Source organism: uncultured Maribacter sp., from assembly GCF_963975365.1.
Taxonomy (GTDB): domain Bacteria; phylum Bacteroidota; class Bacteroidia; order Flavobacteriales; family Flavobacteriaceae; genus Maribacter.
This window is the reverse complement of the sequence record NZ_CAXBGF010000005.1, coordinates 1-15,148: the sequence shown is the minus strand read 5'-3', so window position 1 is coordinate 15,148 and position 15,148 is coordinate 1. Positions and strand designations below refer to the sequence as shown.

Below are 15,148 nucleotides of genomic sequence, written 5' to 3'. Positions count from 1 at the left end.
CTAATCCAAAACTTCGCTGAACTTTTTAGCCAACGAAATTTTAAAAAAATGTCATAAAAAAACCTCTGAAACAGTAAAGAATCAGAGGTTTATTTTATAGTACTAAAGCCTTATGCTATGCTTTGTACCACTTCTTTTTTAGCTTCTTTTTTAGAACCGTCAAATCCTTCAACACCACCTACGGTAGTATATTTCATGACATAACGTTTTCCTGGATTGATTTGCTGATATGCAAACTGACACATTACTGCAGCTTCATGAAAACCTGAAAGAATTAATTTTAATTTACCTTCATACGTATTCACATCACCAATCGCATATACCCCAGGTATATTAGTCTGGTAATCTCTTGCATTGTTTACCTTAATGGCATTCTTCTCTATATCCAATCCCCAGCCACCAATTGGTCCTAATTTAGGAGAAAGTCCGAATAAGGGAATAAAGTTATCAACCTCTAAATACGTATCTTCTTTTTCCTTATCTGCATGTTTAAGTACTACCGCTTTAAGATGGTCATTACCATGCAATTCCTTCACCTCTGCTTTGGTAACCAATTTTATCTTACCCAATTTGGCAAGTTCAGCTGCTTTTTCAACAGAATCCAATGCTCCTCTAAACTCATCCCTTCTATGCACCAAAGTAACTTCTGAAGCAACATCGGTTAAGAAAATGGCCCAGTCCAAGGCAGAATCACCACCACCAGCAATCACTACTTTTTTATCTCTATATACTTCAGGGTCCTTAATCATATAAGCAACACCCTTATCCTCAAAATCTACTATGTTAGAAATGGGCGGTTTTCTTGGCTCAAAAGAACCCAATCCTCCTGCAATTACCACTACAGGTGCATTATGCTGTGTTCCTTTATTGGTAGTTACTACAAAAGAACCATCTTCTAATTTATCTAAAGTTTCAGCTCTTTCACCCAATGTAAAACCAGGCTCAAATGGTTTGATCTGCTCCATAAGATTATCTACCAAGGTACCCGCCAAAATTTCTGGAAATGCCGGTATATCATAAATGGGTTTTTTAGGATATATCTCTGAACATTGCCCACCTGGTTGTGGCAACGCATCGATTAAATGTGTTTTTAATTTTAATAATCCCGCTTCAAACACCGTAAATAATCCGGTTGGCCCCGCTCCTATAATGAGCATATCTGTTTTAATCATAATTTTCTTTTAGTAATGGGTAGTTAGTATTAAGTATTTAGATTCTTTAAATACCTCCCTTAACACTACCCTATATTTTACTTACAATTTATTACTCTATATTCTAACTCTTAATTATTAATTGTTTCGACTACGCCCAACCTAATAGTCTCTTGTGAATACTGGTTTTTCGCTTCTACTAATGCTTCGCGATGTTTTACTACCTCACCTATGATTATAATAGCGGGATTAGTTAATTTTTCATTTTCAACTACCTCAACAATGGTTTCTATAGTTCCTATGCCTAATTTTTCATTTTCCCTAGTACCATTTTGAATTATGGCGATTGGTGTATTGAACTTGCCCTCCCCTTTAAATAATTCTACTATTTTTGAGAGTTTAGACATCCCCATTAGTATTACTACCGTTGCGCTACTTTTAGCTGCCAAGGCCACATCGGCAGATAATTTATGGTCTTTTGTCGTCCCTGTAATTACCCAAAAACTTTCTGACGCCCCTCTTTTTGTTACTGGTATATTTTGATGAGCAGGCACACTCAAACTTGATGAAATACCTGGAACCATTGCAACTTCTAAACCGTAAGTTGCTGCATATTCCATTTCTTCCGATCCACGACCAAAAACAAAAGGATCACCTCCTTTTAATCGCACCACATGTCCGTGAGATTTTGCCCTGCTCACAATAAGTTCATTGATTTGCTCTTGCCGATAGGCATAACACCCTTTACGTTTACCTACGAATATTAATTCTGCGTTTTTAGCGTAAGTTAAAAGCTCTTCATTAACCAAAGCATCATAAAGAACCACATCTGCAGTCTCCAATACCTTAATGGCTTTCAAGGTTATGAGCTCTACATCGCCTGGCCCTGCACCTACAACAGTCAACCTCCCCGATTTTTGAAAGGAAGGGTCAACTAATGAATTGATTGTTTTTTGATTGGATAAATTATTGATATGCATATTATACTTCTGCCAATTCTTGTTGTCTAAATTTTGCAACAGTTTCTAAAAATATTTTTGCATCTTTTAAGTAAGCTTCTGCAAAGGCTTTTGTTGGTTCGTTCTTATTCATTTGAAGCACCATATTTTCAAATCCTCCAGCTACGGCAATTCTACCATCGGCAACGAATTTTTCATCAAAATCTTTTATAATACTTACATGAGTATTCACTTTAGTATTTTCTGAAGTCAACATTGCTTTTGCTGAATTCACCATAGAGGAATATGCGTGGTAGATACTTGCCGACCATTTTTCAGCATCGAACATATCTTTTGCATTCTGAATTTTCTCTTCACTTTCAAAAAGCAAGGTTGCTATCAAATCAATGACAACACCGGCACATTCACCAACGCCAATTGCCTTTTCGTATCGTTCTGAATTTCCCCAGTCAATAAAATCTTCTGCGGTTAAATCATCAACTGATGATAATGGCGTTAGAAAATCATAGAAATACATTTGACCTTTTTCTGCGTAATAGTCAGGGAATGATAAATCGCCACCATTCACATCAAAATCATTCAAAATTAAACGTAACGCCTCAGGTCCTCTTTTACTAGGAACCTTTACCACTTTGTCCGCAAATCTTCCTTGTCCGTTTCCATCAGTACTACCACCTAGCAAAACTTGAAGAGCTGGTGCCACTAATTTATCTTTTGTACGCACGGACATTCCTTGAAAACCTATATTGGCCATATTATGTTGACCACAAGCATTCATACATCCGCTGATTTTTATAACGACATCTTCGTTATTTATATAGTCTGGATATTCTGTTTTAATAACACGTTCCAATTCTTCTGCGATACCAGTACTACTTGCAATTCCTAGATTACATGTATCGGTACCAGGACAAGCTGTAATATCCAATGCTTTATTATAGCCAACATCTGAAAAGCCCAATTTCTTCAATTCAGTATAGAAAAACTCAATATTTTCTTCCTTCACAAAAGGAATTAATATGTTTTGACGGAGTGATAATCGAATCTCACCGGCTGCATATTTTTGAACCAAATCTGCCAATAATCTAGCTTTATCCGTATAAAAATCTCCTAATAAAACCTTTATACCTATAGCTACAAAGCCTAGTTGTTTTTGTTTTACAACATTCGTAGATTTCCATTGTTCAAATTCTTTGGCATCTGCAATCTCTACATTTGGAACTACCAAAGTAGAAACCTTAATTTTCGGATACGCATCTGCATCAATAGGAAAAGAATCAAAAGGAACCGCTGTTTTCTCTGCAGCCAATAGTTCTTTGAATCCATCCAAACCTAAATCCTTAAGCAAAAACTTCATTCTTGCCTTTGCACGACTCTTACGCTCACCATAACGGTCAAAAACACGCACAACCGTTTCCATTAGCGGAATAATCTGGTCGGCAGGCAAAAAGCTGTATAATTCATCTGCATGTCTTGGCTGAGAACCAAGTCCGCCACCTAACATTACCTTAAATCCTATTTCATCATTTTGAATTTTTGCTATAAAACCTAAATCGTGCATATAAGAGAGTCCGGTATCGGCATCACTTGCAGAAAACGAAACTTTGAACTTACGCCCCATTTCTTGACTCACAGGATTTCTAAGAAAATACTGAAATAACGCATGTGCATATGGTGATACATCAAATGGCTCATCTACATCAACACCCGCTGTTTCACTAGCTGTTATATTACGAACGGTATTACCACAGGCTTCCCTAAGTGTAATATCATCCTTTTCTAATTGTGACCAAAGCTCAGGAGTTCTGTTCAAATCCACATAATGAATCTGAATATCTTGACGTGTTGTTATATGAAGTCTCCCGGTAGAATACTCATCGGAAACATCACAAATACGCAACAACTGCGTAGAAGTAACCTTACCATATGGTAATTTTATACGGATCATTTGAACTCCTTCTTGCCGTTGGCCATAAACACCACGTGCCAAACGAAGACTTCTAAACTTTTCCTCATCTAATTTACCACCATGAAACTCATGAATCTTTCGCTCTAATTCAAGAATATCTTTTGCAACTACCTGATTTTCTATTTCTGTTCTAAAACTCTGCATTCTTTTCTGATATTTAATACTGAATAATCTGTACTAAGTTTATTATCTATTTTACCTATAGATTAAATAGGTTAATTGAAAAAATATTGTTTGCTATAAATCGTTCAATACTTTTATTAACTAATAAAACCTGCTCCTACCGTACTATTTGATTGTGTGTCTATCAAGATAAATGAACCATTTGTTCTATGATTTTTGAATTGGTCATAAAAAATTGGCTTATTTAAACGAAAACTTACTTGGGCAATATCATTCATACCCAAAGAATCGGTTTCTGTATCGATACCCGAATAATCGGGAGCAATCTTATGATGAACCTGCTCAACTTTAGCCAATACTTTATTGACACCATGCTGTACAATATATTTATTTCCAGCCTCCAATGGCAATGAATCCATCCAAGAGATGGTAGCCGTAAATTGCTTGTCAACGGTAGGTAAGTCATCAACTTTCACTAACATATCACCACGACTTAGATTAATTTCATCCTCTAAAGTTATGGTTACCGACGACCTTCTTGAGGCAGTGTTATACTTCTTATCATAGAAGTATATTTCCCTTATTTTAGAACGAGTTTGCGACGGAAGCGCCACTACCTCATCACCTACACTTAACTCGCCACCATACACCTTTCCTGCAAATCCTCTAAAATCATGGTGTTCATCCGTTTTGGGTCTGATAACATATTGCACCGGAAAACGTGGTGTACCTACATTAAAAATGTCTTTTCTATCTAACACTTCAAAATGCTCTAAAAGCGATTGACCTTTATACCAAGCCATCTTTTCAGATTTATTTACCACATTATCACCCTTTAAAGCACTCACCGGGATAAATGTTATTTTCTGATCTTGGTAATCACGTTTCGCCATCAATTCTTCAAAATCAGCCTTAATCGCGTTATAGGTTTCTTCAGAATAATCTACCAAATCCATCTTATTAATCGCTACGACAACATCTTTAATTCTTAATAAATTATTAATGAAAAAATGTCTGTTGGTCTGCTCAATAACTCCTTTACGGGCATCGATTAAAATTATTGCCGCTTGAGACGTAGATGCTCCCGTTACCATGTTACGTGTATATTCTACATGCCCTGGGGTATCTGCAATGATGTAACTTTTCTTTGCCGTAGAGAAATAGATATGCGCTACATCAATAGTAATTCCTTGCTCACGTTCTGCCACTAAACCATCTGTTGCCAAAGAGAAATCTAAATAATCGTAACCCTTTTGCTTACTGGTCTTTTCTATTGCCTCTAATTTATCGCTTGTTAGTGATTTTGTATCGTACAGTATTCTGCCGATCAAGGTACTTTTACCATCATCTACACTACCTGCTGTTGCTATTTTTAGTACTTCCATTTTTATGCTGTTAGCCTTTAGCTGTTAGCTTCGGGCTATTAAATTTTTAATTTTGGCTAATGGCCCATAGCTATTCGCTAAAGGCAGAATTTTCAAAAGAAAATTCTAAAAATATCCTTGTTGTTTTCTTTTTTCCATAGCTGCTTCAGAGCGTTTATCATCGATACGTGCACCACGTTCTGAAATTGAAGAATCTCTAATTTCTTCCACTACTTTGTCAATACTTACGGCATCAGACAAAACTGCCGCCGTACATGACATATCACCTACAGTACGAAAACGAACCAAACGTTCTTCCACTACCTCATCTTCTTCTCTAAAAACAATACCATCTTCTGCAGACCAAATCATACCATCTCTTAAGAAAGTCTTACGTTTGTGCGCAAAGTATATCGACGGAATTTCAAATGCCTCATCCTTGATATAGGACCAAACATCTAATTCTGTCCAGTTAGATATTGGAAATACACGTACATTCTGACCTAATTCTATTTGTCCGTTCAACATATCGAATAATTCTGGACGCTGATTACGCTCATCCCATTGACCAAAATCATCACGAACCGAAAATATACGTTCCTTAGCTCTCGCTTTTTCCTCATCTCTACGTGCACCACCTATACATGCATCAAACTTAAATTCTTCAATAGCATCTAACAAAGTGGTCGTCTGAAGGCTATTTCTACTTGAATATCTACCTGACTCTTCCTTTACTTTTCCCTGATTGATTGAATCTTGTACATTACGTACAATTAATTCTAGCCCTAACTCTTTCACCAGTCGATCTCTAAACTCTATAGTCTCTGGAAAATTATGACCTGTATCTATATGCATTAAAGGGAAAGGAATTTTCGATGGCCAAAATGCCTTTTGTGCCAAACGTACCAATGTGATAGAATCTTTACCACCAGAAAACAATAGAACAGGCTTCTCAAACTGAGCAGCCACTTCCCTGATAATATAAATTGCCTCATTCTCAAGTGCATTTATATGGGAGGTATCTTTTAAAAGTTTTTGGGTTGGTGTTACTTCCAATTCCGTGCTTGTATTACTCATTATTCTTTTTTAGATAAATTATCTTTATTCTTCTCTTCCCTCCTATTAACTATGTAATCCGCATTCTCTATTCTCTAACACCTTTGTTGGATCAAAATAGTTATGCTCATTTGGGAGTTTATATTTTTTTAAATAGGCATCTAACTGCGTATCGTTCCAATGGTAAAAAGGACTCACTTTTAAAACACCGTCTTTACTCAAGCTTAAAATATCTAAACTATCACGCAAGGCGGTCTGCCCTTTTCTAAGATTCGTAAACCAAACATCTGGTTTAAAATCTGCCATTGCTCTTTTAAAAGGTTCTAACTTCACTTGCTCAGTAAATTCTGCATGTCTAGGATCATCAATTTGAGGAATTCCCATAACAGCATCTCTGTGTGCCGTTGTTTGCTTAGGAACATACAATTGAATATTCAAGCTCAACCTTTTTATCAATTCCTCCGCATGTTTATAGGTCTTAGGGGTATTGTAACCTGTATCGCACCAAACTACAGGAATATCACCTCTAACCTGAGATACCGCATGTAAAATAGCCACTTCATAAGGTCTAAAATTAGTAGTCACTACCGAAGTATGACCATGCTTCACTGCCCAAGAAATGATTTCTTCTGGTGGTATACCTTTAAATTGAACGTTCAATTGTTGAACTTGCGCCTCTGTTAGTGCCATAGTACTATCTTTTTTTATTTACCCCACTTAATTAAGTTCCAAAAACGCTCATGAAAAAAGTACAGTATCATTTTTGTTACAAAATCTATTGAAGCTATTGAAGCAGCTAAAGAAATTTTACCAGTTAATATATAAGATATAATCAACGTATCTATGGTACCTATTACCCTCCAGCTAAACGCCTTGGCAATACTACGTATAGGTTTTTCAGATGTTTTATCATCTTCAAACGTTGTTTTGTTCTCTTTTTTATTTAATATAAGTTGATCTGCAATCATCTCTAAAACTATTTTTATTACCCTACTAATTTAATAGAGTTTTCAAAAATAGAATTTATTTTCAAAGTAAAAAGAAATAATTCCTGAAATTCTACTATTACCCTATAGATTTAATAGATTATTAATAAAATGACCTGAAAATTAAATAATCCGTAAAATTACATTTATACAGTTCTATGAAAGTCTATAAAACGAAGATAACTATGAGATAATATCTCTTAACGTATTGTTTCGATATACCTCTAAAGCACTATCACGTACTTGTAACATTAGCATGTGAACAGAACAAGTTTGTTCATCAGGACAATCTTCACAACGCTCATAAAAATTAAGACTTACGCAAGGCACCATAGAAATAGGGCCTTCCAAGACACGCATAACATCGATCATCGAAATTTCTTCTGGAGTTTTCAACAGATAATAACCTCCACCTTTACCTTTTTTCGAGCCTAGAAATCCTGTTTTTCGGAGACTTAAAAGAATGCTTTCTAAGAATTTTTGAGATATGTTTTCCTTCTCAGCAATCTCTGAAATCTGTACAGGCTTTTTATCTTTCTGTGAAGCTAAATAAGCAAGGGCCTTTAATCCGTATTTTGTCTTTTTGGAGAGCATAACGCTAAGATAGCCAAATAAAAAAATATTGCTGAAATACTTTAAGGTACTATTTCATCGTTTATAAGATTCAAACCCAAAACAATTCATGAAAAAATTTTTCTTATTATCTGTTTTCACAGCATTCACACTCATATTCTCATCATGTTCTAAAGATGAAGATGGTGTTTCTAACGCTAGCGAAGCCTCAATTATTGGCACATGGAATTTAACTGCATTGGAAGCAACGGATGGAAGATCTGATACGAGTTTTGATGGAACTTCTATCCCTACAACTTTTACTGCAGTAGGAAAAGATTTCAATTCAATTGTCACGTTTTCAGAAGAACCACAAATTGTAACAAGTGAAGGTTCGTACACATCAGTACTTACAACTACAATAATGGGCGAAACATCAACAGAGGAGGAAGAAGGCGAAGACTTTTTTCAATCTGATGAATGGAGATTGGATGGTAACATCCTATATTTTGGAACAGGAGATGAAGAAATAGGCTTAACCATTACAGAACTCACCGATTCCAAAATGTCATTGAGATATAAATTAGATGAGACTTTAGAGGTATTTGGAGTATCTACAAGTGTTAGCGCTACTTACAATATGACATTGACAAAGTAAACCGCTACTACCTTAGAATAAATAAAAAGCCCGGGATATTCCGGGCTTTTTTTAGGATTAAAATGTAGTTTAACCCAATGCCTGTTGTATGTCCGCTATAATATCATCTATGTGCTCTAATCCCACCGATATACGTACCATTCCGTCAGAAATACCAACTGCAGAACGCTCTTCAACACTCAATTTACTGTGGGTAGTTGATGCTGGGTGCGTAACAATTGTTCTTGAATCTCCTAAATTGGCCGAAAGAGACAATAGTTTAATGGAATCGAAAAAATCCCTACCAGCTTCTAATCCGCCTTTTACCTCAAAAGCCACTACACAACCACCAGCCTTCATTTGCTTTTTGGCAATTTCATACTTAGGATGCGATTTTAAAAATGGATATTTAACCCAATTAATATTCTCGTTCCCTTCTAAATATTCTGCTAATTTTAATGCATTTTCACAATGTCTGTCTACCCGTACGGCCAAAGTTTCTAAACTTTTTGAAAGTACCCACGCGTTAAACGGCGATAAAGCCGGACCAGTAATTCGAGAAAAACGATAGACTTTATCCATCAACTCAGCACTACCTACAGTAATACCTGCAAGCACTCTACCTTGGCCATCCATTAACTTAGTGCCTGAATGTATTACCAAATCGGCGCCGAATTTTATTGGTTGCTGTAAATAAGGTGTTGCGAAACAATTGTCAATAATTAAAATAAGTTTGTTTCTTTTAGCAATCTTACCTAATTCTTCCAAATCCAATACATCTACTCCAGGGTTCGTAGGTGTTTCTGCATAAAGTATTTTAGTTTTTGGGGTTATTAAACTTTCTATTGTATCCAACTCGTCAATTTTAAAATACGAATGGTCAATATTCCATTTTGGAAAGAAATTATTAAACAATGAATGCGTTGACCCAAATATACTTCTAGCAGATAAGATATGATCTCCACTACTCAACAATGCCGCCAACGTTGAAAAAACTGCTGCCATACCCGATGCGAAAGCAAAACCGTTTTCAGCTCCTTCCATTTGACAAACTTTTTCTATAAACTCAGATGAATTCGGATTCGAGTATCTAGAATAGATATTACGTTCTTTTTCCTCTGCAAACGATGCCCGCATATCTTCCGCATCCTCAAATACAAAACTAGAGGTCAAATACAAAGGAACAGAATGCTCCAGATTCTCACTTCGTTTTAATTGTGTACGTATTGCGTTTGTTTCAAACTTATTATTGTTCTCTTTCATCTTTTAACCTTATTCTCAATTTACTATTACATTATATAGCACCTCGCAATACTACGCTCTTACCTAAAATTACCCTTTCTCCGCAATCCTCAATATATCACCAAATACTCCTCGTGCAGTAACAGCTGCACCGGCACCGGCACCTTGAATAACAAGCGGATTCTCGCCATAAGATTCCGTATAAATTTCAATAATAGAATCTGAACCTTTTACTTGCCCCAATGCACTTTCTTTTGGTACGGAAATCAGCTTTACATCTAGCACTCCTTTTTCCTTTTGTAGATTTCCATGCAAATCACCAACATAACGAAGAACATGATTAAGTTTTTGATTCTTTTTAATTTCAGCGAACTTGGCATCTAACACCTCTAAATGTTCCATGAAGAAATCCACATCCCCTTCCTGCAACTTTTTCGGGATAAGATTATCTATATGAATATCCGAAAACTCATTATGCAAATCGAGTTCACGAGCTAAAATTAATAATTTACGCCCTACATCGTTACCAGATAAATCCTCCCTTGGATCTGGTTCTGTAAAACCTTGTTGCATTGCATCCTTTAATATCGACGAAAATGGCATGTCAACCTCAGAAAACGTATTGAATATATAACTTAACGAACCAGAAAATACCCCTTTGATCCTGGTGATATTTTCTCCTGACAAATGCAATAATTTTATCGTATCTATTAATGGAAGCCCTGCACCTACATTTGTTTCATACAAATATTGTTTCTGGTTCTTCTGTAATTCTTCACGTAACAATTGATAAAAATCGTAACGTAATGTATTCGCTATTTTATTGGATGACACGATATCAAAACCATGCTCTACAAAGTCAAAATAATTAGCAACAAAATCTTGACTTGCCGTATTATCTATAACAATTAAATTCTCTAAATGATGACGCTTTGCAAAATCGAAAACATCTTGAATTTTATACGATTCCCCCTTTTGTTTTAGAATAGTCTTCCAATTTTTAGCAACCCCCTTTTCATTCAACAAAATCTTTTTCGAATTGGCGATACCAAAAACACGAAGATCTAACTTCTTACGTTCCTTAATTGATTTGGCCGATTTTAATATTTGATCTATCAATGTACCACCTACATTACCATGACCAAAAATGACCACATTGATTTTCTTACTGATACCGAAAACCTGACCGTGCATAACATTTACAGCCTTATATAAATCAGATTTCTTAACGACCAAACTTACATTCTTACCTGACACTGTATTATTGAACAATAAGGGAACAATTTGATTTTTTATCAGTGCATTAAACGGATTATGGAATGTACTTAAATCTTGCCCTACAATTGATATGATAGAAACATCATCCATCACCGTAATCATATTGACATCTTGCGACTCAAAATCGTTACTAAACTCATTTTCTAAAGCCAATTTGGCTCTTTTGGCTTTATCCTTTTTTACCACCAATCCTATTCCTCTTTCCGAAGAACCTTGAGAAATAATACTTACACTAATATTGCTAGACTCCAAAGCCTTAAATATTCTTGCATCGACTCCTACCTTACCTAATAATCCACGACCTTCAATATTAATCATCGCCACATCTTCAATAACCGAAAGTGATTTTATACCTTCCTTACTTGACTTGGCACTGATCAAAGTCCCTTCATTATCATCATTATACGTATTCAAAATACGCAACGGAATGTTCTTTTCTATAAGTGGAATAATGGTTTTAGCGTGTAAAATTGTGGCTCCAAAATTTGCAAGCTCATTTGCTTCTGCATAAGAAAGGTTAGCAAGCCTTTTCGCTTCTGGCACATAATCAGGATTTGCCGTATAAATTCCATCTACATGGGTATAGTTCTGTAATTCTTCGGCATCTAAAAAATTTGCCAATAACGCCGCAGAATAATTACTTCCGTTCCTACCCAATGTGGTCGTCTCACCATCCAATGTTGAAGAGATAAAACCTGTAACCACTGCTACAGTATCTTTTGGAATGTCGGCAAATTTCAATAAGACCTTTTCTTTCGATTCAGCCTCTAAAACTTTAGCATCGCCGAAGGTATTATCAGTTTTGATAATATCTCGGGTATCTACCATTTTGGCTTTTATACCTTTACCTATCAATAATTTGGTCACCAATTTCGCAGAAATAAGTTCCCCATAAGCCAAAACCTCATCCTTAATTTTGGCACTATAATCGCCCAACAACGAAACACCTTCATACAACTTCGCCAAACCTTTAAACTCTGCCGATAAGCTGATATTAGAGTAGGTATGTTTTTGGTATTTCTCAAGCGCTTCAAATTCGGTTTTGTAATCCTTTCCTTTAGCGGCTTTCTCTAGAATACTCTCTAACTGATCCGTAGCTTTTTCCCTTGCCGATAGTACTATAGCAATATTCTCCTCATTATTCACCTTATTCTGAACAATATCTAACACGCGCTCAAGTCCCTCGCCATTGCTCAATGATTTACCACCAAACTTCAAAATCTTAATTTTCTTGATGTTGCCATTGGTATTGAAAATACCCGTTAGCAATTTTTCCATCTGGTCGAATTCAATTAAAAAAGCATCATGCCCGTGTAAGGATTGTACCTCGCCATACGTAACATTGCTTTTCGCCTGTGCCAATTGCTTGAAGGTATCCTTATTTTCTTGAGCGGTAAAGAACATATCTGAATCCACACCTATAATATGAATATTGGTATTACTATTCTGAAGATTGATAAAATTTTGTTCACCACTTCTTGTTACATCTATTGTCTTTAACAACTGGTTCATCAGCTTATAGGCCGATAGTTGAAAACGCTCTTGAAGCTTATCGCCATGATGCATCAACCAACTCTCTACATTAAAAACCTTCAGCTCCTCATTGGTGCTTCTTTTGAAACGCTCTTTAAAGGATGCCGGAGTTCTATAACATAACATCGCATGCATACGAGCATCATGAACGGGTTGTTTTGAATTTACCAAAAACTGCTCTTGTATCTGACAGTTGGCGATTAACCAATCTGTAGATTTCCAGTCTGATGCTACAGGTATTAAATGCTCAGTTAAGTTTGGCTTAATTGCTGCCATTTCCCAAGCAATACCACCACCTAACGAACCGCCAATAATGGCAAACAAACGGTTTACCTTCAATTGTTCAAGACCTAATAAAAATAATCGGGCGACATCTCCTGCTACAAAATCCTTATAATTTTCAATCACGAACTTATCGTGGCCATTCCCCGGAATATTGAACGCTAAAATGGTGTATTTCTGGGTGTCAATACATTTCCCTTCTCCAATAAGTGCAGACCACCAACCGTCTTTTCCGGTTACATTTGAATTCCCTGTCAAGGCATGATTTACCAAAATAATGGGTGCCGAATGTAATTCCTTCCCGAAAAGTTGATAGGACAATTGTATATCCTGAGTAGCACCACTTAGGGTCTTATATTTTTTAATCTGTAATTGATGTAGCATCTATTTCGAAATCAATTTGTGGCAGTAGCTTTAGCTTCGACTTCGCTCAGCCACCGCCACCAGTGTAATATTTCTTTTTAAATAATCAGTCAATTAGTTGAGCTGAAAAGACCGATTAATATCTAATTATGTTTTTATTAAAGACTTGCAAATGCCTGCTCTAAATCGGCTTTTAAATCTTCGATATCCTCTAAACCAACAGACAATCGAATTAAATCTTGACCTACTCCGGCGCTTTCTTGTTGTTCTGCAGTCAACTGTTGGTGCGTTGTACTTGCCGGATGAATAATCAATGACTTGGTATCTCCAATATTTGCTAACAATGAAAATATCTTGGTTGCATCGGTTACTTTCTTCGCTGCTTCAAAGCCTCCCTTTACCCCAAAAGTAACCAATCCGCTTTGTCCTTTTGGCAAGTATTCTTTAGCTAAAGCATAATACGCATTACTTTTAAGCCCCGGATAATTTACCCATGCCACTTCTTCTCTACTCTCTAACCAAGTAGCCAATTCTAATGCATTTGTACTGTGTTGTTTAATACGAACTGGCAGAGTCTCTAAACCTTGTATGATTTGAAAAGCGTTAAACGGACTTAATGCACCACCGAAATCACGTAACCCTTCTAAAATCAATTTAAAGGTAAAGGCCGCCGCACCTAATGCTTCGCTATATACTAACCCGTGGTATCCGGCAGACGGCTCCGTAAATTCCGGGAATTTTCCGTTGGTCCAATCGAATGTACCGGCATCGATAATGGCACCACCTAATGAAGTTCCTTGTCCGCCTATATATTTTGTAAGAGAATGAATCACTAAATTGGCACCGTGCTCAATCGGATTCAACAGTGCTGGTGTAGCTACCGTGTTATCTACTATAAATGGTACACCTGCTGCTTTCGATTCTTTTGAAATTGCTTTCAAATCCAATACATCTAATTTTGGATTCCCTAAAGATTCTACAAAAAACGCCCTTGTATTAACTTGTACTGCTTCTTTAAAGTTTTTAGCATCAGAAGCATCTACAAACGTAGTTGTGATACCAAATCTAGGTAGGGTTACATTCAGTAAATTGAACGTACCCCCATATAAACTACTCGATGCCACAATGTGGTCACCTGCTTTCAATAAGGTTAATAATCCTGTTGAGATTGCTGCCGTACCTGAAGCGAATACCACTGCACCTATACCACCTTCTACAGCTGCCAATCTATCTTGTAGAATTTGATTTGTAGGGTTGTTTAAACGTGTATAAATAAAACCAAGTTCTTTCAATGAAAAAAGATTGGCGGCATGATCCGTATCCTTAAATACATAGGATGATGTTTGGTAAATTGGCACAGCTCTAGTACCACCATTAGTAGTTGTGTCGTGCCCTGCGTGTAATGCGTTTGTTGCTAATTTGTGATCACTCATGATTTTGTTTTTTTAATACGGTTTAAATTGATTAAAAAAGCCAAACCCTAACCAGCCGACGTTGCGGGTAGGTAAAATCAAAAAAGTTATAAGAAAGTAATATCGAAAAAAATCGATTACTGTTATCCTTCCCCTAAGGGTAGAATGTAGCACCTTCTTTGTATAGAACAAAGGGTTGCTAAGGTTTCAAAGGGTCTAATCCCTCCACCTTTCTTGATAA

At 36.3% G+C, this 15,148-nt stretch carries 12 protein-coding genes and 1 riboswitch; of the genes, 1 reads left to right on the top strand and 11 read right to left on the bottom strand.

The features are described 5' to 3' along the window. Positions 1-110: 110 nt before the first annotated feature. The 8 genes from AACZ49_RS07595 to AACZ49_RS07560 form a co-directional block, all read right to left on the bottom strand. Positions 111-1,172: an NAD(P)/FAD-dependent oxidoreductase gene (locus AACZ49_RS07595; protein WP_339653120.1), complete on the bottom strand. Its 1,062-nt coding sequence runs from the start codon at positions 1,170-1,172 to the stop codon at positions 111-113. 110 nt (positions 1,173-1,282) lie between these two features. Then, entirely contained in the window at positions 1,283-2,131 is an 849-nt protein-coding gene (gene cobA / locus AACZ49_RS07590; protein ID WP_339653118.1) for a uroporphyrinogen-III C-methyltransferase, read from the bottom strand. Between the two features lies 1 nt (position 2,132). Next, positions 2,133-4,223 (bottom strand): nitrite reductase, encoded by a 2,091-nt coding sequence (locus AACZ49_RS07585; RefSeq protein WP_339653116.1) that lies wholly within the window; start codon positions 4,221-4,223, stop codon positions 2,133-2,135. 116 nt (positions 4,224-4,339) lie between these two features. Next, positions 4,340-5,587: a GTP-binding protein gene (locus AACZ49_RS07580; RefSeq protein ID WP_339653114.1), complete on the bottom strand. Its 1,248-nt coding sequence runs from the start codon at positions 5,585-5,587 to the stop codon at positions 4,340-4,342. Between the two features lie 105 nt (positions 5,588-5,692). Further along, positions 5,693-6,643: a sulfate adenylyltransferase subunit CysD gene (gene cysD, locus AACZ49_RS07575; RefSeq protein WP_339653112.1), complete on the bottom strand. Its 951-nt coding sequence runs from the start codon at positions 6,641-6,643 to the stop codon at positions 5,693-5,695. Positions 6,644-6,688: 45 nt separating this feature from the next. Beyond that, positions 6,689-7,312: a phosphoadenosine phosphosulfate reductase family protein gene (locus tag AACZ49_RS07570; protein ID WP_339653110.1), complete on the bottom strand. Its 624-nt coding sequence runs from the start codon at positions 7,310-7,312 to the stop codon at positions 6,689-6,691. Between the two features lie 14 nt (positions 7,313-7,326). After that, positions 7,327-7,590 carry a DUF2061 domain-containing protein gene (locus AACZ49_RS07565; RefSeq protein WP_339653108.1) on the bottom strand — a complete coding sequence of 88 codons (264 nt, stop codon included), beginning with the start codon at positions 7,588-7,590 and terminating at the stop codon, positions 7,327-7,329. Positions 7,591-7,791: 201 nt separating this feature from the next. Continuing rightward, positions 7,792-8,202 carry an Rrf2 family transcriptional regulator gene (locus AACZ49_RS07560; protein ID WP_339653106.1) on the bottom strand — a complete coding sequence of 137 codons (411 nt, stop codon included), beginning with the start codon at positions 8,200-8,202 and terminating at the stop codon, positions 7,792-7,794. An 88-nt stretch (positions 8,203-8,290) separates the two neighbouring features. Here AACZ49_RS07560 and AACZ49_RS07555 point away from each other — a divergent pair, with 88 nt between their 5' ends. Next, positions 8,291-8,818 (top strand): hypothetical protein, encoded by a 528-nt coding sequence (locus tag AACZ49_RS07555; protein WP_339653104.1) that lies wholly within the window; start codon positions 8,291-8,293, stop codon positions 8,816-8,818. Between the two features lie 69 nt (positions 8,819-8,887). On the opposite strand, the gene AACZ49_RS07550 is transcribed toward AACZ49_RS07555, so the two are convergent. From AACZ49_RS07550 to AACZ49_RS07540, 3 genes are all read right to left on the bottom strand, one after another. Next, the gene (locus AACZ49_RS07550; RefSeq protein ID WP_339653102.1) at positions 8,888-10,060 is read right to left on the bottom strand and encodes an aminotransferase class I/II-fold pyridoxal phosphate-dependent enzyme; all 1,173 of its coding nucleotides are present in this window, start codon (positions 10,058-10,060) and stop codon (positions 8,888-8,890) included. A 69-nt stretch (positions 10,061-10,129) separates the two neighbouring features. Beyond that, positions 10,130-13,516 carry a bifunctional aspartate kinase/homoserine dehydrogenase I gene (gene thrA / locus AACZ49_RS07545; protein ID WP_339653101.1) on the bottom strand — a complete coding sequence of 1,129 codons (3,387 nt, stop codon included), beginning with the start codon at positions 13,514-13,516 and terminating at the stop codon, positions 10,130-10,132. A 137-nt stretch (positions 13,517-13,653) separates the two neighbouring features. Then, positions 13,654-14,928 (bottom strand): O-acetylhomoserine aminocarboxypropyltransferase/cysteine synthase family protein, encoded by a 1,275-nt coding sequence (locus AACZ49_RS07540; RefSeq protein ID WP_339653099.1) that lies wholly within the window; start codon positions 14,926-14,928, stop codon positions 13,654-13,656. A gap of 119 nt (positions 14,929-15,047) precedes the next feature. Next, positions 15,048-15,148: riboswitch (SAM riboswitch) on the bottom strand. This riboswitch is flagged as partial in the annotation.

Bases quoted from the DNA above. Each gene is read 5' to 3' on its own strand.
- AACZ49_RS07595 (WP_339653120.1), bottom strand. From the start codon at position 1,172: ATGATTAAAACAGATATGCTCATTATAGGAGCGGGGCCAACCGGATTA.
- cobA (WP_339653118.1), bottom strand. From the start codon at position 2,131: ATGCATATCAATAATTTATCCAATCAAAAAACAATCAATTCATTAGTT.
- AACZ49_RS07585 (WP_339653116.1), bottom strand. From the start codon at position 4,223: ATGCAGAGTTTTAGAACAGAAATAGAAAATCAGGTAGTTGCAAAAGAT.
- AACZ49_RS07580 (WP_339653114.1), bottom strand. From the start codon at position 5,587: ATGGAAGTACTAAAAATAGCAACAGCAGGTAGTGTAGATGATGGTAAA.
- cysD (WP_339653112.1), bottom strand. From the start codon at position 6,643: ATGAGTAATACAAGCACGGAATTGGAAGTAACACCAACCCAAAAACTT.
- AACZ49_RS07570 (WP_339653110.1), bottom strand. From the start codon at position 7,312: ATGGCACTAACAGAGGCGCAAGTTCAACAATTGAACGTTCAATTTAAA.
- AACZ49_RS07565 (WP_339653108.1), bottom strand. From the start codon at position 7,590: ATGATTGCAGATCAACTTATATTAAATAAAAAAGAGAACAAAACAACG.
- AACZ49_RS07560 (WP_339653106.1), bottom strand. From the start codon at position 8,202: ATGCTCTCCAAAAAGACAAAATACGGATTAAAGGCCCTTGCTTATTTA.
- AACZ49_RS07555 (WP_339653104.1), top strand. From the start codon at position 8,291: ATGAAAAAATTTTTCTTATTATCTGTTTTCACAGCATTCACACTCATA.
- AACZ49_RS07550 (WP_339653102.1), bottom strand. From the start codon at position 10,060: ATGAAAGAGAACAATAATAAGTTTGAAACAAACGCAATACGTACACAA.
- thrA (WP_339653101.1), bottom strand. From the start codon at position 13,516: ATGCTACATCAATTACAGATTAAAAAATATAAGACCCTAAGTGGTGCT.
- AACZ49_RS07540 (WP_339653099.1), bottom strand. From the start codon at position 14,928: ATGAGTGATCACAAATTAGCAACAAACGCATTACACGCAGGGCACGAC.